20 protein-coding genes are annotated in these 21320 nt (G+C 58.2%); 12 read left to right on the top strand and 8 right to left on the bottom strand.

Features of this window, described 5'->3' with window-relative positions:
- Positions 1-42: 42 nt before the first annotated feature.
- The 3 genes from W02_RS07665 (at position 43) to W02_RS07675 (ending at position 3897) form a co-directional block, all read left to right on the top strand.
- Entirely contained in the window at positions 43-1032 is a 990-nt protein-coding gene (locus tag W02_RS07665; RefSeq protein WP_173046389.1) for a polyprenyl synthetase family protein, read from the top strand.
- A 126-nt stretch (positions 1033-1158) separates the two neighbouring features.
- The gene (locus W02_RS07670) at positions 1159-2478 is read left to right on the top strand and encodes a DUF1015 domain-containing protein (RefSeq protein WP_173046391.1); all 1320 of its coding nucleotides are present in this window, start codon (positions 1159-1161) and stop codon (positions 2476-2478) included.
- Positions 2479-2526: 48 nt separating this feature from the next.
- The gene (locus tag W02_RS07675) at positions 2527-3897 is read left to right on the top strand and encodes a sigma-54 dependent transcriptional regulator (RefSeq protein WP_173046393.1); all 1371 of its coding nucleotides are present in this window, start codon (positions 2527-2529) and stop codon (positions 3895-3897) included.
- A 2-nt stretch (positions 3898-3899) separates the two neighbouring features.
- Here the strand turns inward: W02_RS07675 and W02_RS07680 are convergent, their stop codons facing one another.
- From W02_RS07680 to W02_RS07690, 3 genes are all read right to left on the bottom strand, one after another.
- Positions 3900-4640: an NDP-sugar synthase gene (locus W02_RS07680; RefSeq protein WP_232068721.1), complete on the bottom strand. Its 741-nt coding sequence runs from the start codon at positions 4638-4640 to the stop codon at positions 3900-3902.
- A gap of 87 nt (positions 4641-4727) precedes the next feature.
- Positions 4728-5828 carry an aminoglycoside phosphotransferase family protein gene (locus W02_RS07685; RefSeq protein ID WP_173046397.1) on the bottom strand — a complete coding sequence of 367 codons (1101 nt, stop codon included), beginning with the start codon at positions 5826-5828 and terminating at the stop codon, positions 4728-4730.
- Between the two features lie 52 nt (positions 5829-5880).
- Entirely contained in the window at positions 5881-6291 is a 411-nt protein-coding gene (locus W02_RS07690) for a VanZ family protein (RefSeq protein ID WP_173046399.1), read from the bottom strand.
- Between the two features lie 77 nt (positions 6292-6368).
- Between W02_RS07690 and W02_RS07695 the strand changes: the two genes are divergently transcribed.
- The 9 genes from W02_RS07695 (at position 6369) to ilvD (ending at position 15545) form a co-directional block, all read left to right on the top strand.
- Complete coding sequence (locus W02_RS07695; protein WP_232068722.1) at positions 6369-8573, top strand: glycoside hydrolase family 57 protein; 2205 nt, start codon at positions 6369-6371, stop codon at positions 8571-8573.
- A gap of 113 nt (positions 8574-8686) precedes the next feature.
- On the top strand, positions 8687-9691 hold the full coding sequence (gene galT, locus W02_RS07700) for a galactose-1-phosphate uridylyltransferase (protein WP_173046403.1): 1005 nt from the start codon (positions 8687-8689) through the stop codon (positions 9689-9691).
- Between the two features lie 48 nt (positions 9692-9739).
- Positions 9740-9934 (top strand): thiamine biosynthesis protein ThiS, encoded by a 195-nt coding sequence (locus tag W02_RS07705; protein ID WP_173046405.1) that lies wholly within the window; start codon positions 9740-9742, stop codon positions 9932-9934.
- A 78-nt stretch (positions 9935-10012) separates the two neighbouring features.
- Complete coding sequence (locus tag W02_RS07710) at positions 10013-10951, top strand: ATP-binding protein (RefSeq protein ID WP_173046407.1); 939 nt, start codon at positions 10013-10015, stop codon at positions 10949-10951.
- A 220-nt stretch (positions 10952-11171) separates the two neighbouring features.
- Positions 11172-12194, top strand: a complete 1023-nt coding sequence (locus tag W02_RS07715; RefSeq protein WP_173046409.1) for a DnaJ C-terminal domain-containing protein — start codon at positions 11172-11174, stop codon at positions 12192-12194.
- A gap of 2 nt (positions 12195-12196) precedes the next feature.
- Entirely contained in the window at positions 12197-12832 is a 636-nt protein-coding gene (locus W02_RS07720) for a MarC family protein (RefSeq protein ID WP_173046411.1), read from the top strand.
- Positions 12833-12880: 48 nt separating this feature from the next.
- On the top strand, positions 12881-13492 hold the full coding sequence (locus W02_RS07725) for a Spy/CpxP family protein refolding chaperone (protein ID WP_173046413.1): 612 nt from the start codon (positions 12881-12883) through the stop codon (positions 13490-13492).
- Between the two features lie 48 nt (positions 13493-13540).
- Positions 13541-13864: a PepSY domain-containing protein gene (locus tag W02_RS07730; protein WP_173046415.1), complete on the top strand. Its 324-nt coding sequence runs from the start codon at positions 13541-13543 to the stop codon at positions 13862-13864.
- 7 nt (positions 13865-13871) lie between these two features.
- Positions 13872-15545: a dihydroxy-acid dehydratase gene (gene ilvD, locus W02_RS07735; protein ID WP_173046417.1), complete on the top strand. Its 1674-nt coding sequence runs from the start codon at positions 13872-13874 to the stop codon at positions 15543-15545.
- A 43-nt stretch (positions 15546-15588) separates the two neighbouring features.
- On the opposite strand, the gene W02_RS07740 is transcribed toward ilvD, so the two are convergent.
- From W02_RS07740 to W02_RS07760, 5 genes are all read right to left on the bottom strand, one after another.
- Positions 15589-16866, bottom strand: coding sequence for an SGNH/GDSL hydrolase family protein (locus W02_RS07740; RefSeq protein WP_173046419.1), 1278 nt, complete (start codon positions 16864-16866; stop codon positions 15589-15591).
- Between the two features lie 232 nt (positions 16867-17098).
- Complete coding sequence (locus tag W02_RS07745; protein ID WP_173046421.1) at positions 17099-17941, bottom strand: hypothetical protein; 843 nt, start codon at positions 17939-17941, stop codon at positions 17099-17101.
- Between the two features lie 25 nt (positions 17942-17966).
- Positions 17967-18980, bottom strand: coding sequence for a S1C family serine protease (locus W02_RS07750; RefSeq protein WP_173046423.1), 1014 nt, complete (start codon positions 18978-18980; stop codon positions 17967-17969).
- A gap of 204 nt (positions 18981-19184) precedes the next feature.
- Positions 19185-19859: a class I SAM-dependent methyltransferase gene (locus W02_RS07755; protein WP_173046425.1), complete on the bottom strand. Its 675-nt coding sequence runs from the start codon at positions 19857-19859 to the stop codon at positions 19185-19187.
- A 244-nt stretch (positions 19860-20103) separates the two neighbouring features.
- Positions 20104-21309 (bottom strand): glycosyltransferase, encoded by a 1206-nt coding sequence (locus tag W02_RS07760; RefSeq protein WP_173046427.1) that lies wholly within the window; start codon positions 21307-21309, stop codon positions 20104-20106.
- Positions 21310-21320: the final 11 nt, after the last annotated feature.

Below are 21320 nucleotides of genomic sequence, written 5' to 3' on the forward strand. Positions count from 1 at the left end.
TTCCTTTTCTGCCCTACCATCCGCCGCATGTCCCAAGGTCCTGTGATTGCGACAATTCACAGCATAGCCGATGTCTGGGACGCGTATCGCCTCGAGCTCGACGGCATTGATGATCGCGTCCGCAAGAACCTCGATTCCAGCGTCACCCTCGTCAACACCGTTGCCGCTCATATTCTCAACAGCGGCGGCAAGCGGATCCGCCCCCTGCTTTTGATGCTGAGTGCCCGCCTCTGCGGGTATACCGGATGGGAGCACCATCAGCTTGGCAGTCTGATCGAATTCATCCACACGGCTACCCTGCTTCATGACGATGTCGTCGATGACGCTGATATTAGAAGAGGCCGGCGAAGCGCCAGAAAAGTTTGGGGAAATCAGATCAGTATCCTGGTCGGCGACTACCTGTATTCCAAAGCGATGTGTCAGGTGGTCGAGTTCCGCAGCCAGGGCATCAATGAAGTATTGGCCGAAGCGTGCAAGAAAATGGCGGAGGGAGAAGTCCTCCAGCTCTATTACAACGGCAACCCCGCCATGCCGGAGATCGATTACATCAAGATCGTCGAACACAAAACGGCGGGACTGATCGCAGCCTCGTGCCGCATGGGCGCCATACTCGCCAACGCATCCGAGGCCCAGCAAGATGCCCTCTTCCGATTCGGTCAGAATCTCGGTATCGCCTTCCAGGTCGCCGATGACACGCTGGACTATACCGCCAACGGCACGAATCTCGGGAAAACGCTCGGTCAGGATCTGCGCCAGGGAAAGGCGACGCTTCCATTGCTGCATCTCCTGCATCATTGCTCGGAAACCGATCGCCAGATGATCAAGGATCGAATGGAGACCAGAACTCTGACCGAACAGGATCTGGCCAGATTGATTCATCTGATGGAAGATTACGGATCCATCGCCTATGCGCTCAACCGAGCATCGACCTATGTCGCTGCGGCGAAACGGGATCTTTCGTTGTTCGAAGACAGCACGGCCAAACGAGCCCTCTCGGTGGCCGCGGATTACATGGTCACCCGCGACCGGTAACCGGTCCCCTCGCGGTCCCACGAAGTATCGTGGTGGGACGGGCAACGCGCAGGAGGAACGGCCCAACCCCTCGGACCGTCGTCCATTCATTTATCGACATCCTCATTGTAAGGAGAAGGATCACGTATGGCACAGATCATCCCGTTTCGCGGTACGCTTTACGATCCGGCCACGGTCGGCTCGGTCCGTGATGTCGTCGCTCCCCCATACGACATCATCGATGCCGCCGGCCAGAAGGCATTGCACGACCGCCATCCCCACAACATCATCCGTTTGGAACTGGGCATCGATCAACCGGGAGACGGACCGGCTCAGAACCGTTACACCCGTGCCGCCGAGACATTGCGCGCGTGGTTGAAGAACGGGGCGTTGAAACGGGACCAGCAGCCGGCTTTGTACTACCACACCATCGAATACAGGCCGCCGTCGACGAAGCCCGGCACGCCGAAGAAGGTCCTTCGCGGATTTCTGGTGACCACGAAGCTGGAATCTCTCGACTCCGGACACATCTACCCTCACGAAAACACCCGCGCCGCAGCCAAGACTGACCGGCTGAACCTCTTGGAAGCCTGCAAATCGAACTTCAGTCCGATCTGGCTGCTGTATTCCGATCCGCAGAATCATATCCTCGGATTGCTCGAAACAGCGGTGAAGGGAACGGCCGCGCGCATCGACTTTACGGACGATCAGGATTGCCGTCAGCGGCTCTGGGCCGTGACCGACGAACGGACCGTGAGCCAGATCGTCGAAACCATGAGGAGCAAACCCCTCTTCATTGCAGACGGACACCACCGGTATGAAACAGCCCTGAACTATCAACGGGGGCGCCGGCAACAGGATGGGCCATCGGACGATCTAAAACCCTATGACGGCGTGCTCATGCTGCTGGCCCCGCTCGAAGATCCCGGACTGACCGTCCTTCCCACCCATCGCGTGACGACGACACGGCTGCCTCCATCCCAGCAGATGCTCGCCAGGCTTGCCGACCAATTCGACATCAAGGACTACCCGTTTACTCCGGCTACCCGGACGGCGACGCGAAGTCGGTTCATTTCCGATTTACGCACGGGTGGACAACACGCTCCGACATTCGGACTCGCGGTGCGGGGCGAAGACCGGTACAGGATCCTCACGCTCAAGGCCCCACACCGGCCAAATCCACAGGCGTCTCCCCGCGCCAGGCTGGACGTGTCATTGCTGCAACAACTCATCGTGCCGGCGCTCTGTCCCACACAGCAAGAACAGGAAGCGATCGTCTATACCAAGGATGACGACGAAGCACTCGATTGGGCGGAACACGGAACGGGGACGGCGGCGTTGTTGCTCAACGCGACCAAAGTCAGCGAGGTGCAGGCCGTGGCGACAGCCGGCGAGCGGATGCCTCACAAATCGACATATTTTTATCCGAAACCACTGACAGGCCTCGTCATCAACGTCATGGAGTGATCGTTCTGCGGAATTCGGGCGGCCGGACGGCACGGAAAGGACACACGCATGAAGGCGAAAATCCTCATCGTCGACGACGATCCCGACATTGCCATGATGCTGGAGGACCGCCTGCAATCCTGTGACTACGGTACCGTGACCGCGCGTGACGGCGTTCAGGCCTTGGAACTAGTAGAGCAGGAAGCGCCGCATCTTATGCTGCTCGACCTCGATATGCCGCGGATGACCGGGCTCGAAGTCCTCAAACGCCTGCCGAAAGTCAGACCCGCCGAAGATCTACCGGTCATCGTGATGACGGCGCACGGTTCGATCGAAGCCGCCGTCGAAGCCATGAAGGACGGCGCCCATGACTTTCTGACCAAGCCGCTGGACAAAGATCATCTCCTGCTGGTCATCGGCAAGGCGCTGGAACGGGATTCATTGAAACGGCAGGTCGCCTGCCTGCGCTCAGAAGTCGACAGCCGTTACACGTCGATCATCGGCAACAGTCCCAATTTTCGCCTCGTCATGGAAGCGGCGCAGCGTGCCGCCAAGTCGGACGTGGGAGTCCTGCTCCTCGGAGAGAGTGGAACCGGCAAGGAGCTGTTTGCGCGTTCGATTCACCAGTGGAGCCCTCGCCATGCGCATCCGCTCGTCGTCATTAATTGTGTCGCCCTGACGGAAACCCTTTTAGAGAACGAACTGTTCGGGCACGAGCGTGGAGCGTTCACCGGCGCGGACCGGCTGCAAAAAGGCAAGCTGGAAATGGCGGACGGCGGCACCGTCTTTCTCGATGAGATCGGCGACATGTCCCTCCCGTTGCAAGCCAAGCTGCTGCGCGTGCTCCAAGACAGAGAATTTCATCGTGTGGGCGGCACGCGGCTGGTTTCGGTCGATATCCGGGTCATCGCCGCCACCAATAAAGACCTGAAACAGGCCGTGAAAGCCGGCCAATTCCGTGAGGACCTGTTCTTCCGGTTGAACGTCATCAACCTCACGCTGCCGCCACTCAGAGACCGCCAGGAGGATATCCAATCCCTGGCTCGGTTTTTCTTGAACCGGCATGCCAAAGAAGCGAAGCGTCCGGGCATGATGTTCAGCCACGAGGCGATGGATGCGATGTTGTGCCATACGTGGCCGGGCAACATCCGCGAACTCGACAACGTCATCGCCCGCGCGGTGATCCTGAGTCAATCCGAAATCATCGAACCCGTCATGCTGTCGCTCGACAACACGAGCAGCGACTCACGGCACGAGCCTCTCACCTATATTTCCCTTCCGTATCACCGGTCCATGGAAGAGCACAGTCGGCATATTATCGGTCAGGCGCTCAAACATGCTTCGGGCAACCAGACCAAAGCCGCCGAACGGCTCCAGCTCCAACGCACATACCTGGCGCGCCTGATCAGACAGCAGAAAATGAGACAGGAAGAGGTCTAACCCTACTGGTGGGATGCCGCGAGGGCGCGGGCAGACAGGTGAATCAATCCGTTGGCGACATCATGCTCCGCCTGGGCATAGCGCTCCGGCGTACCGATGTCGGACCAGTACCCCGCATGATCGTACCCCATGACCGCATCGCCTCGTTGAACAGCCGCGACATAGGCATCGATGATAGAGGAGGGTTTGCCCTTGGGAACCTCTCGCAGAAGACGGGGATGCACGATGTGGACGCCGGCAAACATGCGGGGTTGCGTATCCAACGGTTCGGGCCGCCCGCGTCCCGTGATACGGACCACACGCCGTCCGTCGTCAACCTCCACCATGCCCCAGGTCGCCGCATCGGGATCGGGCCGCAATACCATCGTCGCCGCGGCTCGCCGGTCACGGTGGAAGGCGCAGAGCGCGTCCAGATCGATCTCCACCAACGTGTCGCCATTCATCACCAGCACCGGCTCTCCTGAAAAGTTCTGCTCCACTTGCTTGATCGCGCCGCCGGTCCCAAGAATGACCGGCTCATGCGAATAGAGCAGCCGCAACCCGAATTTCGAGCCGTTGCCGAGCGCCTGCTCGATCATCGGACTGAGATAATGGAGATTGATCACCACGTCATGGAATCCGTGCCGCTTGAGGAGCAGGAGATTCCAGACGATCAGCGGTGTTCCGCCTACCGGAAGAAGGGGTTTCGGGATCGTATTCGTCAGCGGTCTCAGGCGAGTCCCCAATCCCGCGGCGAGGATCATGGCTTTCACAACATCAGTGTTGACGGCCTACGACGAAACTGTGCCTACCGGCAGTTTCCGAACGTCGACCCTCTCCTCCCAGTCGATTCACCGCAGCTCCGGCACGTACGCGCTCATGAGCGTGCGTAACGCACCGAGTTCCGGATACTTCAATAAATTACGTTTGACGTATCCGAGCGTTCTCGGAATGTCGGCGAGAAATTTTGGATTCCCCTTGATCCGGTCGATGTAGACGAATCGACCGGCCGCTTTTAAGTTTCGCTGGATGCTGGTGAAATCGAAGACTCGGCGAAAGGTGTCCCGATTCGCCCGGGTCCGTTGCCATTCATCCATGTGGTCGAGATAGTAGGCGAGCAACCGGTCGATAAGCGCTTCATCGAGTGCAATATAGGCGTCTCGGAGCAAAGACGCAAGATCATAACTGGCGGGACCCATCAACGCATCCTGAAAATCGATGATCCCCAGCCGGTCGCCGCCGACCATGAGGTTCCTCGAATGGTAGTCCCGATGAACGAAGACGCGGGGCTCTCCCGCCAACAGTTCCGATATCTTTTGAAATTCGTCGCGCAACGCGCGGCGGTCGTCGGGCCCTACCGGTTGACCATGCCGGGCTTCGATTCCGTATTCCACAAAATGATCGAACTCCCACATGAGGAGCGGCACGTCGAAATGTCGGTGAAATGCAAGGATCCCGGGATGGGCAGGCGCACTGGCCTTGAGCTGAATCCGCACGAGCCCGTCGATCGCTTGACGGTATCGCAACTCCAATTCGTCCGGTCGCGACGCCCGGCAGGCTTCGAACAGCGTGAGGTCTCCCAAATCCTCCAGATACAGCAGACCGGCCGCCTGGTCATAGTGGTACAGCGCGGGAACGGCCACGCCGGCGTTGAGAAGGTGACGATGGATATTCAGGAACGGAAGCTCGTTCACGGCGTGGGAGCCGCTCACCGCTTCTTCGGATTGCTTGAACGCTTCCGGCTCGGCCAACTGCATGAGAATCACCGACCGAGCGGGCGAGGCGTCCAGCTCGATACGGAAATACCGGCGATTGGACGCATCTCCGGCGAGCGGGATCAAATTCCTGAAGGTGGCGTTGAACGGAAGCTTCGAACCGACGGCGTCTGACACGTGCGCCGGATCGGGCCGCGCGAGCGCCGGAGTCGGCGCAACCGGATCAGTCGTGGCCATACGCGGCGCATTATACTGAGCGGTCATGGGCTTGTCACGAAAGCATCCGACATCATCGCGTGGTGATCTGACTCCAACCGACTGCGCCGATCGCTGCGCCGAATGTATCTGCGATCCAGTCGACCACGCTGACCTCGCGCAACGGCACGAAGCTCTGATGAATTTCATCCGTGATGCCGTATGCCGAAGCCGCAACGATCGCCAACGTGACTGCGCGACTGGCGGCCGCGGGTCCAGCGGCCCACCGCAATGCCCGATAGGCAAGCACCGCGAGGATGGCATATTCGACGAAGTGCAACACTTTGTCGCTGAGTTGCTTGAACATGAAGTCCGGCAGCTGCTCTTCCGGATGCGATTGAGACGACAGATAGAAAATCACGCCGGCATAGACGATCAGCGGCGCCCAGTAGCGCCACACGTGATGTAGAGAAGTCGCGTTCGTCGTAAAACCGGCGGTCTCCATATTTCTCCTTCGTTGCAAGCTCCCTACCCCTATGACATACTCTTTTTCGGTTCGCAAATGACTTTCCACTCTTGAGCATGAAGACCGCCTACGTCTGCTTCTTCTGGCACATGCATCAGCCGTATTACACCGATCCCGTCTCGGGTTCGGCCAGTATGCCCTGGGTGCGCCTGCACGCCACGAAAGCCTACTTTGATATGGCGCACCGGCTCGAGCAATTCCCTTTGGTCAAGGCCACCTTCAACTTCACCCCATCCCTGTTGCTTCAGCTTCAGGAAATCGGAGAAGGAATCGTCCGCGATCTCTTCCTGGAGCACACCGAAAAACCCGCCGCTGAGCTGCGGGCCGGAGAAAAAGCGTTCCTGTTGAAACATTTCTTTTCGGCGAACTGGCAGACGATGGTCCATCCGTTTCCCCGCTATCGCGAATTGTTGGAAAAACGCGGGGCTGATGGATCTGTCCTGAGTCTGGAGCGCGGCGCCCGCCTGTTCACCGCACAGGACTTTCTCGATCTGCAGGTCTGGTTCAATCTCGCATGGTTCGGCTACGGATCGGTCCACCGTTATCCAAGGCTCGCATACTTTCGCGCCAAGAACCGGGGATTTTCCGAAGACGACAAGCGCGAACTGCTCCAGTGGCAACGCACGGTGGTCCGCGACATCGTTCCCATGTACCGGCGCCTACTCGACCGTGGTCAGGTCGAATTGACCACGACACCGTTTTATCATCCGATTCTTCCGTTGGTGATCGATACGGACGTGACGCGGAGGGCGCGGCCCGATTTGCCGTTGCCGGTTCGATTCCGGGCTCCGGAGGATGCCCAGGGACAACTCAAGCAAGCCGTCGAATTTCACACGACCACATTTGGACAACCACCGACCGGGCTGTGGCCTTCGGAAGGCTCGGTGTGTCCGGAACTGATCTCCATGCTGCCTCCGCTCGGCCTCCGATGGCTGGCGACCGACGAAGGCAACCTCGCCCGCTCTCTTCATGCGGACCATCGTCCGTGGCACAAAGAGTCAAATTTGTACCACGCGTATCGCGTTGGAGTATCGGGACAGGAAATGTCGATGATCTTCCGCGACCGGGAGATCTCAGATGCCTTCGGATTTATCTATCACAAGACGAGCCCTGATGCCGCGGCCGACGACGTGTTGCGCCGCATCGATCGAATCGTACGCGACGTGCCGCAGGAGCACGTGTTGATTCCGATCGTGTTGGACGGAGAAAATCCCTGGGAGCATTATCATGAAGGCGGTGAGCAACTTTTGGGACGCCTCTATCAGGCGTTCAGCGATCGCGCACCCGATCACGAGGGAACGGCGCGGATCGTGGCAGCCACGATGTCGGAGGCATTGGCCGCCATGCCGCCCTCGGACAGATTGAGCCACCTGCACTCAGGATCCTGGATCAACCAGGATTTTAAGATCTGGATCGGACATCAGGAGGACAATCGAGGCTGGGACCTGCTTGGCATGACGAGAACGCGCCTGCTCGAAGTGTCACCGACGTTGCCGGCGGAACGTGCGAAGGCCGCATGGAACGAACTGTACGCTGCCGAAGGAAGCGATTGGTTTTGGTGGTACGGTGACGACTTCGATACCGCCTACAAGGAGGAGTTCGATCGCCTGTTCAGAACCCACCTTCGAAACGTCTGGACTCTGGCCGGACTCATGCCTCCGGATGTGCTCAGCGAACCCATCTGCGGCGCACGGGTGTTTCAAGACATTGATCTGGTCACTCATCCGGTTTCGTTTCTGAATCCAACCATCGACGGGACGGTGACCGACTTTTTCGAATGGCGGGGGGCGGGATTCATCAATCCTCATCCGCCACTCGGCGCCATGTGGAAAGCCGATGGACTATTTACCGCGATTTATTTCGGATGGAACCTGGACTCTCTGTTCCTACGTCTTGATCCGGACGTTCAGTCATCCGCCCGCCGTGACGGTCTGACCATTGAACTGCATCTCCAAAGTCCGGGGGACCAGTACCGCATCGCGATTCCCATGCATCCATCTCCTCCCCAATCGTACGTTCTCTCCAGAAGATCCCCTAGCGGCTCATGGGAAGACCAGGGTACGTTCACCTACATCAGTCACCATGCGGTCCTGGAATTGGCTATCCCTCTGGGCAATCTGAAACTCGCCCAAGGGGAGGAAGTCCGAATGAGCATCGTCGCGCTTGAACAAGGACTCGAACTTGCCCGCTACCCTCACCATCAACCTGCCGTCCTGACTGTTCCGGGACCGGAATTCGAAGCGACCGTCTGGCGCGTGTAAATGCCTCTAGGGTCTATGCCGAATGCGCTGTTTGAGTTGTGAAAATGGCCCTCCTCTGACAGACTGGGCAAGAAACGTCGTAATCCCTTTCGTTCAACCAAGACGGAGCCTGTATGCCGGATCTTAGACGAGATCCAGTCGTAGGCCGGTGGGTCATCATCTCGACTGAACGAAGCGGACGCCCTCAAGACTTTGTGCAGGTGCAACCGGCCAAATCGATCTCGACCGCACTCTGCCCCTTCTGTCCCGGCCAGGAACGGCTCACACCGAAGGAAATCATGGCATACCGGCCTCATCCCGCCGACCCCAACGCGCCGACTTGGACCGTACGCGTGATCCCGAACAAATACCCGGCTCTGCAGGTGGAGGGAGAGCTGGGGCGGGAAGGCATCGGACTCTACGACCGAATGAACGGCGTTGGGGCACATGAAGTCATCATCGAATCTCCAGGCCACAAGGATGGTCTCGCGGAGATCCCGGTCAAGAAAATCGAGGACGTTCTCTGGGCCTACCGCGATCGGATCATCGACCTGAAAAACGACCGGCGATTTCGCTATATCCTGATCTTCAAGAATCATGGAGCCGCCGCCGGCTCGACGCTCGAACACAGCCATTCGCAACTCATCGCACTCCCTGTCGTACCGACGAGCGTCATGGAGGAGATCCACGGATGCCGCACCTATTTCCAGCAGAAGGAACGTTGTATCTACTGCGACATGATCCGGCAGGACCTGTCAGAAGGCAGGCGGATCATCGCGGAGAACTCCGAATTCGTATGTATGACGCCGTTTGCGCCGCGCTTCCCCTTCGAAATGTGGATCATACCCAAACGGCACGACAGTGCGTTTGAGAATGGCCAGCGGCCTCAACTCGAGTTTTTGGCATCGATCCTTTCCGAATCGCTGCGGCGCATGGACAAAGTCTTGTCCAAACCGGCCTTCAATTTCGTACTCCACAATTCGCCTCTGAACGGGCACGCCAACGAGTTTTATCACTGGCACCTCGAAATCATGCCGAAGCTGACTCAGGTAGCCGGATTCGAATGGGGAACGGGTTTCTACATCAACCCGGTTTCTCCGGAGGAATGCGCCAAGTTCCTTCGTGGCGTGACGCTCTGAACCGGCGCGCGACTTGCCCGTCGACACGGGACGCGCGTATCATGCCGCATGCACATCCAGCTCAGTCACCCTCCCAGAACCGTGGACATCAAGGGCCCGAAGCGGGCGAAAGACCTTCTGCGTGAGCTCAACCTCGTGGTGGAAGCCCATCTCGTGATACGCGGAGACGAATTGGTCACCGAAGACGAGATGCTCTACGATCAGGATCACATTGAAATCCGGCCGGTCATCTCGGGCGGCTGAAGTCCTACCGAGGCCCGTGCTTCAACCCGCCATGATCCCTGATTGCAATAGCGACGGGACCGTCCGTACAATCTCTTCATGAATTGCACCAAGTGTAAGATGAAGGCCGCGATCAAGCTTCCGCGTCACCATGCCGCGTTCTGCAAATCTTGCTTCACACACTTTACCCATGATCAGGTGGTCAAGGCGGTCAAGTCACAGCAGATGTTTCGGAAAGAAGACCGCATTCTGGTCGCGGTGTCGGGAGGGAAAGACAGTCTGGCGCTCTGGGACATTCTGCTGAAGTTGGGATACAGATCCGATGCGCTCTACGTGAATCTCGGGATCGCCGGATATTCGCATCGCTCTCTGGACAAGGTCCGCTCGTATGCGGACAAGACGGCTGCAGGATACGGGGCCACCCTTCATATCCATACAGTCGAACAGGAAGAGGGAGCCGGCATCCGCGAACTGTCCATGCTGGTTCATCGTCCGACCTGCTCGACCTGCGGCACGATCAAACGTTACCAGTTCAATCGCGCCGCGATCGAGAAACAGTACGATGTGATGGCTACGGGACACAATCTCGACGACGAAGCCGCCCGGCTGCTGGGCAATGTGCTGCATTGGCAGGAGGAATATCTCGAGAAGCAGGGGCCGACCCTGCCGGCCTCTCTGGATGGGTTCGCCAAAAAAGTGAAGCCGCTCTATCGCCTCACCGAACGGGAACTGGCCGCCTACGCCATCCTGCACGGGATCGACTATATTGTCGACGAATGCCCGATGGCGCAGGGTGCACGAACCTTGCTGTATAAGGAGGTATTGAACAGGCTGGAAACCGAATCCCCCGGCACAAAACAGAATTTCTATTGGGGGTTTCTCGAGAAACAGAAAGTCAAACCCTCCGTGCGCTCGACCATGGCCGAACGCGATCAGGCCTGCCTCCATCCTTGCTCGACATGCGGCCAACCCACCACGGCCGATGTGTGCTCCTACTGTAAACTCATGGCGAAGGCCAAGACGCATTCGATGTCCTGACAAACGCACGGCTCGGATCGGCCGGTTCATCCAAACGTCTCCGGGGCCGTTGCCATCGAGCGCGACCAATTGTTCCTATTGATCCACACCGGACATTCCGGGATCTTCGGGTCGACCGACTGGCTTCCACCCGCCGTTCTCACTTGCAAACTCCGGTGCCGTCTTCGTAAGCTGGCCTCCCGGCAGTTGATTGTTCCTGTACACGGGTTATCTTGCGTCTATGGCCACGGCTCCTCGCGACTACTACCAGGTTCTCGGCGTCTCCCGCACCGCATCGGCAGACGAAATCAAGAAGGCCTATCGGCGCCTTGCACGCCAGGTCCATCCTGACCTTCACAGCGGCTCTAAGAAAGCGGAGATGGAAAAGAAGTTCAAAGAACTGAACGAGGCGCATGAAGTGTTGTCCGATCCCGACAAGCGGAAGAAGTACGACCAGTACGGAGCCCAATGGGAACAGGCGGAAGCTTTCGAAAAGGCCCGTCAACAGGCGGGAACCCGGGGATTCGGCGGCCAGGAGACCAGCGGCTCGTTCGGCGGGGAATCCTTTTCGGACATGTTCGAAAATCTGTTCGGAGGAAGAAGCCGCGGTGGGACACGGGGGTTTGCCGTCACCGGCGAGGACCTTGAAACGGAAGCACAATTGACGCTCAAGGAAATCCTAACCGGCGTGACCAAGCGGATCAACATGCGGGAGCCTCAGACCTGCACGATTTGCCAAGGAAGCGGAGTCTTCCGGGGACATGCTTGTCCAACCTGCCAGGGAACCGGATTTACCACTGAATTGAAAACGATCGAAGTCAAAATTCCGGCTGGAGTCCAGGAAGGCACGCGGGTCCGCGTCGCAGGGAAGGGTCAACCAGGCATGAACGGCGGCAAGCGAGGCGACCTCTACTTGCATATCACGATCGAATCGGACCCGATCTTCCGCCGCCAGGGAAGCGACATCCACGTGGCTCTGCCCGTATACCCATGGGAAGCCGCGCTCGGTGCGGACGTCATGGCGCCGACCTTGACCGAGCCGGTCAAGGTCAAGGTTCCACCGGGAAGCCGTGCAGAAGGCAAACTGCGCCTCAAAGGGAAGGGGCTGCCCTCGGCCACCGGCAACGGTGATTTATTCCTCACACTGCAGATCGTCATGCCACCCTCTGTCACCGAAGACGCCCAATCGCTCTATGAGCGCCTCGGGCGCTTGAAACATCCGGATCCTCGCGCTGACTTGCTGACGCAGGCTCGTCTTCGGTAGCCATGACGCTCACCGAATACGGCGTGCTCGCCTTCAGTTCACTGTTCGTCATCGTTGATCCCATCGCCACAGTGCCGGCCTTCCTGGCCATGACAGCGAGAGAGTCGACTACTCAACGGATTCGCACGGCACGCGTGGCCTGTCTGGTCGCCATGAGCATTCTGGCCGGCTTCGCACTGGTCGGGCAGTATCTCTTCTCACTGCTGGGAATTTCGCTCGCAGCCCTGCAAGTGGCCGGCGCGCTCGTTCTCCTGCTCGTGTCGCTCGATATGCTGAGAGCACAGCGCTCCGCAGTCCAAGAAACGCCGGCTGAAACCGCCGAAGGGGCCGTCAAAGACGATATTGCCGTGACGCCGCTGGCCGTTCCGATGCTCGCCGGCCCCGCCGCGATTTCCACCGTCATCCTGCTCGAGGCGCAAGCCGCATCCTGGGCCTATCGCGGCGTCCTGCTCGCTTGCGTTGGACTGGTGGCTCTGGCAAGCTACATCATCCTGGCGCTGGGCGCATCCGGCGCCAGATGGATCAGCCCTCTGGCGGAAAAGATCATCACGCGCCTGATGGGACTGCTCCTCGCCGCCTTGGCCATTCAGTTCCTCTTTAACGGACTGAAAGGCGAAGGCGGTTTGTTTGTGCGATAATCTTAGAAGATTTTTGAGTCACCCGATTTATAACCGAAGGAGGACAACATGACGGCGAAGAATCATAGTGTGGTCGCGACGGGAGTGGCCTCGGCGTTTGTGCTGATGCTCGGCATCTCCGGCGCATGGGCCAATGAGCCCGGTTACGGCAGGGGTCACGGAGGCGGCCAGCATGGATCCATGGGAGGCCACGGCATGGGCATGATGCACAGCAGCACCGGCCACCTGATCCGCCATCTGCTCAAGCATGAAAAGGACATCGGCCTGACGCCTGATCAGGTGACGAAATTAAAGGACATCCAACTCAACCTCGACAAGACCCGAATCAAGAATGAAGCCGACATCCAGGTGGCAGAGCGTGAGTTGAGGTCCCTGACTGACGACGAGAAATCCGATTTGGGCGCCATCGAAAGCAAACTGAAACAGAGCGAGGATTTGCAAGTCTCATTACGCATGACGTCCATCAAGACGCGCCGCGACGTGATGGCGCTTTTAACGCCGGAACAGAAGACCAAGCAGCAAGCTGAACACGATAAGGTGATGCAACAGCATAAGGAAGGGAACAAGGGATACGGCAATCCTCACGGCGGCAGCTCGGCCAATCCGCACGGCGGAGCGATGGGTGGCAATCCACATAAAGGAACCGAAGCGGTCAAGTAAGAGCCAACGCCTAATGTTGGTCAGGGTTTTGACTGGAAGGGAGGCATCATGATGCGATATGGAATCACCCTCATCGTGACACTCGCCCTGGTCGTAACGTCCGCTGTATCCGCCTGGAGCAAAAGCAAGGATGCGAAAGTGGCCGAGATGATCAAAGACGCGACGGTGACCATCGACCAAGCGATCAAGACAGGGTTGGAAAAGGTTCCAGGCACCGTCGTCGAGGCCGAGATCGAAAAGAAACATGGCAAGACAGTTTGGGAAGTCGAAATTCTTGGCGCAGACGGCAAGATGAGCGAAGTGCACATCGACGCGGCGACCGGCGCCGTGATCGATGTCGAAACGAAAAAGGGCGGGAAGAAAGGGAAGTAGGAGTCACATGCCGAAGGAGTTGAAGCTGAAGAGCCACGATCTGTTGGTGGGGCCCGGACGGGCCCCGGCGCGCGCGATGTTGAAAGCCGTGGGATTCACGGACGAAGACCTGAGCCGCCCAATCATCGGCGTGGCCAACACCTGGATCGAAGTGATGCCCTGCAATTTTCACCTTCGTCGCCTGTCCGAGCGGGTGAAGGCTGGCATCCGGGCGGCGGGGGGAACCCCGATTGAATACAACACCATCGCAGTGTCAGATGGAATTTCCATGGGCACGGAAGGAATGAAGGCCTCATTAATCAGCCGGGAGGTCATTGCCGACTCGATCGAGCTCGTGGCGCGCGGCCATCTGTTCGACGGTGTCGTGGCATTGTCCGGCTGCGACAAGACCATTCCTGGTACAGTCATGGCATTGGCCAGGCTGAACATACCGTCACTCATGCTCTATGGCGGCTCGATCATGCCCGGCCAATTCCAAGGGCACGACGTGACGATTCAGGATGTCTTCGAAGCGGTCGGCAAACATGCCTCCGGCAACATGACGAGCGAAGAGCTGAAGGATCTGGAAGATCACGCCTGTCCCGGTCCTGGCGCATGCGGCGGTCAGTTCACGGCCAATACGATGGCGATCGCCTTCGAGTTCCTCGGCATTTCCCCGATGGGTCGGAATGGCGTCCCCGCCATGGACCAGCAGAAGGACGACGTGGCGTTCGAATGCGGCAAGATGGTCATGGAACTGCTGAAGCAGGACTTGCGACCGCGGCGCATTATCACTCGTAAGTCGCTCGAGAATGCCATCGCTGCCGTCGCCACGACGGGCGGTTCCACCAACGCAGTCCTGCATCTGATCGCCATCGCACGCGAGTCAGGCATCAGGCTCGGCATCGACGATTTCGACAAGATCAACCGCAAGGTCCCGCTGCTGGCCGATTTGAAGCCGGGCGGTCGTTTCGCCGCAGCCGATCTTTACGCCGCGGGAGGCACGAGACTCGTTGCCAAACGACTGCTCGATGCCGGTCTCCTGCACGGCGACCAGCCTACGGTGACGGGACGGACAATTGGCGAGGAAACAGCAGGGGCGCAAGAAACTGCCGGGCAGCAAGTTCTGAGGCCGTTGGCCAATCCCATCAAGAAGACCGGCGGCCTGGTCATTCTCAAAGGAAACCTGGCGCCGGAAGGCAGTGTCGTCAAGGTTGCCGGGCACTCGATGCTGAATTTTCGCGGTCCGGCGAAAGTCTACGACCGCGAGGAGGATGCATTCGTGGCCGTCCAATCCGGACAAATCAAAGCCGGAGACGTCGTGGTGATCCGTTACGAAGGGCCTTCAGGGGGACCTGGTATGCGCGAGATGCTGGGGGTGACTGCGGCCATCGTCGGTGCGGGACTCGGCGATTCCGTCGCTCTGTTGACCGACGGAAGATTTTCAGGGGCGACACGCGGCCTGATGGCTGGCCATGTGGCTCCCGAAGCCGTCCGAAGGGGCCCCATCGCCGCGGTCAAAAACGGCGATATCATCGTATTCGACATTCCGCGACGCCAACTCAACGTCGAACTGTCCCAGAAAGAGATCAAGGCCCGCTTGAAACGTGTCAAGCAGCCGGTCCCGCGATATACATCGGGGGTGATGGCCAAGTATTCCCGGCACGTCTCGTCGGCTTCAGAGGGAGCGGTCACGAGTTGATTGGTTTCTGTGTAGAGGGAGGAAGCTGCGCGAGCGCGTTTCTTTAGCGCCCTTCTTCTGAGAGGTTTCTGAACTCCAGTCTCATGTCCTCCAGCGCTTCGCGAGCGGCAAGCGCGATGACCCGATAACCCTCGGCGATCGGGTGACCGTCGGAATCTTCTCTATATAGAACCTTTTCCTGCCGTATCGCTTCAGTCATTCTTGGAGAGACATCGATGCACACGAGTTTCAATACCGTGCAGTGGTCCGATAAATCTGCCTTGACGGACTGCTCCATTTCAAAGAGCTCGGCAAAACCTTTGTTCAGTCTTGTCCGTAGAGACGGATTCGCCGCGGCATAGACGTTTTCCTTGGTCGGGATGAGCAGCATGCCCACGTCCGTGCCCGTACGTCGCAGCGCAGCCAACTCACTCATGACATCTTTTGTAATCCTCAATCCGTCTTGGACACAGGCATTGCGAAGATCCAAAGCGACGCCACGATAGGCAAATGTCAGAACCGTGCTGTGGCCGCCTCCATAATACACGGCGGCAACTTCCGGATGCATCTCGGCCCAAGCCATATCGGCCGTCTTATACAGCGCATCGACGGAGGGGATGGATGGCAGAAGACCGCGAGTCATGAGAATCTGGATGACCAGCGAGTGGCGTGCCAGTCCCTGCCACAATCTCGCCTGATTTCCAAGGCCGGCTTGCCATTCGTGGGCGCGGTCCACCCTCTCCCTGCCGTTGGCCGTTTCAAGCCGTGCGTGCAGATCTGACAATGATACGGCATAGTCACGATCGGTCCGACGATATTCGGGGTACGAGCCTGATCCGTACACGTGATTGCAGCTATCGAAAATGTCGTTTCCGAGATAGAACCCGACCAGAATCGCTCTCGGATTCAGTTCGAGTGCGTCCTCGGCTAACCGCTCGTATTGCAGCGGTCCCCATCCTCCAAGCGACATCGAGTACACCGTAAGACCGGTAAGCTGCTCCAATCCGGCAGGCCAGGTTTCATCCTGTGGAACGTTCACTCCCCAGGTTTGTGAATCCCCTATGGCCACTACATCAGCGGCGTTCGCACCCTGGCGGTTACGAAATCCTCTTTCGTCGTGACCAGGGGCCCCCGATGAAAGGCGAACGAGTAGCCGTGGATCTGAAACCATCCCCGCCAGAGAGGCATGGGCAACGTCTTTTTCACGACTATAGAGGGAATACCCCGCAGGAGGACTGAGAAATGTTCGGGCGATCATTTCGGAAACAACGGCTCCTGCCGATGTGCCGATGATCACCAGCAGGACATTGAGCGCGAGTATGCTTTGGCCTCTTCCTATCATTTCACCTGATCATGACATGTCCCCGAGCGTAACCCGGTCTCCTATGACCATAGCGTGACGTATCCGAATTCGCGCTGTGAAAAGTGAAAATCTGCAACGGAGAGGTGAGGTATAGGAGCCGGGCACGTGGCTGCTCAGACCTCTGATAAGGGCGCAGACTGTCCAAGACATTTCATGATGATGACTATGATCGAGGGCGGCTCCCAGCAATTCGTTCCAAATAAGAATTGTCTCAGTAATAGGCGATCGTCCGCTCCCGGCTCACGACGGTTTCACTCAGATCGATCGATCCGTTTTTGTTCACCCACCGGCGGACTGTCTCCGTAATCCAATTCCCCTCGCGATCCAATTCAAACCGCACCACGGACTTTTTGAGATACGATTGCTTGAAGAACTCGCTGTGTTGTTTGACGCGCGTTCCTGATGGATCGTATTGGTACAGATCTTTGCGGATCAGCGTGCCCTCGGGACTATAAAAACGGCTTTCCTCCAGTCGTCCTCTCGTGTTATGGCGATGCGTGGCCTCGAGTACCAAGCGATTCTGGTAATAGCGCGCTGCATACACGACGTGCCCCTGCGAGTCGTAGAGACTCCGCTCTCCTGCCCCCGAGCCGGACACCTCCAGTTCCTCGGTCATCGCTCCACGATCATCATAGACTCTGAATTCCGCCTGTGCGAATTCTCCGGCTTCCGTTGTCGCCACCCACGCTGTCTGACGCCCTCGATCGTCATAGGCATACCGGTAGAGCTTTCGATACCCGGGAGTTCCATCCGAGTGGGTCGTACGCTCCTCGATCAAACGTCCCGCATCATCATGCGAGAATGCATAGCGCGCTGTTGCTCCTTCCCTCCCCGACTGCAGCTCCATGGCGGTGAGCCGGCCATTCCGATCGAAGTAATGCGTAGTCCGCAATTGCTGATGTGTGGTCATCACGCTCTTGACCGGTCCGATGAGCTCGAACCGATCAAGGTCGGTTTCGGCAAAGCAGCAAACTGCTGACCAGACGAAGCAGAAACTCATCAGGGTAAGAAACCCGTGCAGGCGAACCATTGGAATGCCATACTGATGGATCATCAGGAGATGTGAACCAATCGCATGACTACCGGTCCTTCATTCGCCCGCGCATCTCATACATCATCTCCTCCAGGTCCGCTTCCGCTTTCGCGCGGTCGTTGATCAATCGGTCCAGATTGTACGGACGAGGTGGACCGAGTTCTTTGACGTCTTGCTTCTGAAGAATGTCGCCTTGACCATTTGGAGACTGATCCGGTTTCGCTGTGGGGCCGGTCGGCGGCCGTGGTATAGCTCGCGTGGAGATTGGCGGCTCACCCGAAGCGTGTGTGTGAGCCGGGGAAGCTGGCCCAACTTTGACCGACGGGGAATCGACCCCCTGTTGCTGCATCCAGCTGGCCGCCACGCTGGATTTGAGTGAAAAGCTGATGCTCGCGATTGGAAGTCCGTCCGGCGCGATACGGGCGATCGCGGTATTCACTCCGACCATGTGCCCTTCGCTGTCTAGCAGCGGTCCGCCACTGTTCCCTCGATTGAGCCCCGTCTCGGTTTGGAAAACGTTCTTGCCTTTGACTCCATTGAAATTATCGACCTCCGCGCTGATCACTCCGGTGGTCAATGTCCATAGCCCGCCCTGCTCCGGATGACCAATGGCCACCACACGATCGCCGATCCGCGATTGTTCTGATTCGCTCAATTGCACAACGGGCAGCGGTTGCATGACGCCGTCGAGTTTGAGCAGCGCCAGATCGAGCGGCTGGGAGAAGGAGACGACACGTGCGCGTACCATGCGAGAGAGATCCGTGTTGTGGTCACCGGTCACCCGTGCTGGCTTGAGAAATACGGACAGCCGCGGGAAAGGCTTCGTTGTCTGCTCGTCGATCACAACATGCGCATTCGTCAGCACGTAGCCGTCGGCGCGGATGATCGTTCCGGTCCCGGCGCTCCCCCTTCGCCCTCCGTCCGGATAGCCCATGACCATGACCACAGCCGGCGAGTCCTGCTCATAAATTTCTCTCGGTGAGAGTTCTTTGGCAAATACGTCACTGGGAAAGGAACCTACGAGCAGGAGAGCGATCGCCCACGAGAGTCCAAGCTTCACATGCTCCTCCTTCAGTGCGACGATCGTGTTGTGAGGTCGCCTATTATACGTTGGAAGGCGAAAGGGAGCTAGGCGACACATTCCCCTTCGCTATTCCGAACTTGCGAGGCGCGTTCGGCGAAGGTCAGGCCGAATAGCCATTTGTCATCTATCCACGAGTTCTTCAGGCGATTGCTTCACGAGGCCCCAGTGCGCGAGCGATTGTTAACGCGTGAGAGCCATGAGCACCAGAGCAGGACAGCCGAGCTTCCATTCCCAAGACGGCTTCCTCTGCACCATAGCGGGCGAGATCGGCGGCTCTCTAATACCCTCGACTCGCAAGCCCGCTCCTTCCGCCGCCTCAACGAGACTTTTAACCTCGTGAATGTGCCCGTGAATGCGAGCCGCCCCAAGGCGAGTGTCCACTTCGATATCTGCGCCGGTCAGACGCTGCATATCTGGATGTACTCCGCTCACCACGGCCCTGCCGTCTCGTCTCAGTGCGGAGGCCACCTGATCGAAGAACTGACTTGGGGAGGCCACATGATCGAGCACGAGTCCGGACATCACACGGTCGAAGCTGTTGGGCTGAAACGGGAGATCCGTCACAGACGATTGGACCCACCAAATATCCTCCCGGTGGCACACGTCCTGCTGTGCCCGAGCCATCATGCATCGAGACAGATCGATGGCCGCAATGCGATACCTATGCGAGTTGAGCTGTCGAAGATACCTACCTGTGCCGCATCCGAGATCGAGAATTCGGCAGCCTGGAAACGGTTTCAACTGCTCCATCAAAAACGGTTCATCGAGCCAGGTCGACGGATCCTCATCATCATACGACGAGGCCCACAGGTCATATCCGGTCTTGATTCCTCCATCGTCAAGAGTTTCCGCCATGCCGCCCCTTTCGTACGACAGTGACTCGCCCATCATATCATTCAGAACCATATGGCCGCCGCACCTCAAACTTTAGACATCGTCTCATACCCGTATTTCCCTCTCCTGGAACCGGATGGGATGCCACTCTTCCGACAACGAATACAATGACAATCAAACTGGCGTCGCGACATGCGGTGCTCGGCAGATGCGCGCCAGCAATCCCATCCTTGTGCGCATTGCAAGGAAGGTGGTTAACGGCGAATTAGTGACGTGAATTGAGTTCTGACCTTAGTGTCTTGTCAGGTCGTCGATGCGCATGTATCTGCCACTTTTGGATCAACTCCCCGTACAGCATTTCGCAGGATCGGACCATTTCGTCGATGTGAAACTCGCGCGGGAACTCGCCTGGTTGCGGACGGTCCGGCAGTGAGCTAATCAGTTGATCCACCGTATTGATCAGCTCCTTCGACAAACCGTCCACATCACCCACCCTCGCGACTCTTGCCTGCTGATATCCCTTCAGGGCGTCTACTGTCCCCCCGACATCGCTCGCGACAATTGGAAGTCCCGATGCCCGTGCTTCTAAAATTACGCGAGGCAGACCTTCCCAATGCGACGTCAACAAGAACACATCCATCGCTCGCATCACGTCAGGAATATCGCGCCGCCAGCCTGCCAGATGAATACGGTTCTCAAGCCCCGCTTCACGGATACGCGATTCGACGGCCGACCGCAGTTCGCCGTCCCCGATCAGCACGAACCGCGTCGTCGGCATCGCGGCGCAGACTGCGCGAGCCACCGTCACAAAGTCCTCCGGCGCTTTTTGTGGCTTCAGGCAGGCGACAGATCCCACCAACCATTCGTTCGGCTGCATGCCCCACTCCCGGCGAATGCGTTCTCGCGCCCCTCGACCGACATCTTGACGAAACGGTTGCGGATCAATCCCCGGCCTGATGAGAGAGATGTTTTCCCCAAACAGTTTCCATTCCCTTCCCTTTCTCACATCGGATTCGGAGACTGCGATCCAATGGGTCGTGATCCACCCGGTGAATCGCTCGAGCCGGACCAAGGCCCATTGAAGCCACCGAGACTGAGCGGGCGTGACTCCGTAGCCGTGCACAGTATGGACAATCACAGGTACTCCGGCTATCCAAGCCGCCCAGCGGCCGAGGATACCCGCCTTGGAGCTATGCGTATGGACGATGGTGGGACGACAGTGGCGAAAGAATCTGACGAGGGCGATCAGTGCAGCCGCATCGCGGACCGGATTGATCGCTCGGGCCAGCGCCGGAATCATGGCGACCTGCACCCGGCTGATCTGACGGGCTTCTTCCGTCAGAAGACCTCCGGGTCCAGTCACCAATATTGGTGTGAACCACGTAGGGTCGAGATGTGAGACCGTGTGCAAAGCGACTTCTTGCGCGCCGCCGAGTTCCAATTGTGTGATGACATGGCAGACCGTATCCACACTTATGAGTC

The sequence above is a fragment of the Nitrospira sp. KM1 genome, assembly GCF_011405515.1.
Lineage (GTDB): Bacteria > Nitrospirota > Nitrospiria > Nitrospirales > Nitrospiraceae > Nitrospira_C.

Excerpts from the sequence above, each read along its gene's own strand:
- W02_RS07670 (WP_173046391.1), top strand. The coding sequence starts at position 1,159 with ATGGCACAGATCATCCCGTTTCGCGGTACGCTTTACGATCCGGCCACG.
- W02_RS07675 (WP_173046393.1), top strand. The coding sequence starts at position 2,527 with ATGAAGGCGAAAATCCTCATCGTCGACGACGATCCCGACATTGCCATG.
- W02_RS07680 (WP_232068721.1), bottom strand. The coding sequence starts at position 4,640 with ATGATCCTCGCCGCGGGATTGGGGACTCGCCTGAGACCGCTGACGAAT.
- W02_RS07685 (WP_173046397.1), bottom strand. The coding sequence starts at position 5,828 with ATGGCCACGACTGATCCGGTTGCGCCGACTCCGGCGCTCGCGCGGCCC.
- W02_RS07690 (WP_173046399.1), bottom strand. The coding sequence starts at position 6,291 with ATGGAGACCGCCGGTTTTACGACGAACGCGACTTCTCTACATCACGTG.
- W02_RS07695 (WP_232068722.1), top strand. The coding sequence starts at position 6,369 with ATGAAGACCGCCTACGTCTGCTTCTTCTGGCACATGCATCAGCCGTAT.
- galT (WP_173046403.1), top strand. The coding sequence starts at position 8,687 with ATGCCGGATCTTAGACGAGATCCAGTCGTAGGCCGGTGGGTCATCATC.
- W02_RS07705 (WP_173046405.1), top strand. The coding sequence starts at position 9,740 with ATGCACATCCAGCTCAGTCACCCTCCCAGAACCGTGGACATCAAGGGC.
- W02_RS07710 (WP_173046407.1), top strand. The coding sequence starts at position 10,013 with ATGAATTGCACCAAGTGTAAGATGAAGGCCGCGATCAAGCTTCCGCGT.
- W02_RS07715 (WP_173046409.1), top strand. The coding sequence starts at position 11,172 with ATGGCCACGGCTCCTCGCGACTACTACCAGGTTCTCGGCGTCTCCCGC.
- W02_RS07720 (WP_173046411.1), top strand. The coding sequence starts at position 12,197 with ATGACGCTCACCGAATACGGCGTGCTCGCCTTCAGTTCACTGTTCGTC.
- W02_RS07725 (WP_173046413.1), top strand. The coding sequence starts at position 12,881 with ATGACGGCGAAGAATCATAGTGTGGTCGCGACGGGAGTGGCCTCGGCG.
- W02_RS07730 (WP_173046415.1), top strand. The coding sequence starts at position 13,541 with ATGATGCGATATGGAATCACCCTCATCGTGACACTCGCCCTGGTCGTA.
- ilvD (WP_173046417.1), top strand. The coding sequence starts at position 13,872 with ATGCCGAAGGAGTTGAAGCTGAAGAGCCACGATCTGTTGGTGGGGCCC.
- W02_RS07740 (WP_173046419.1), bottom strand. The coding sequence starts at position 16,866 with ATGATAGGAAGAGGCCAAAGCATACTCGCGCTCAATGTCCTGCTGGTG.
- W02_RS07745 (WP_173046421.1), bottom strand. The coding sequence starts at position 17,941 with ATGATCCATCAGTATGGCATTCCAATGGTTCGCCTGCACGGGTTTCTT.
- W02_RS07755 (WP_173046425.1), bottom strand. The coding sequence starts at position 19,859 with ATGGCGGAAACTCTTGACGATGGAGGAATCAAGACCGGATATGACCTG.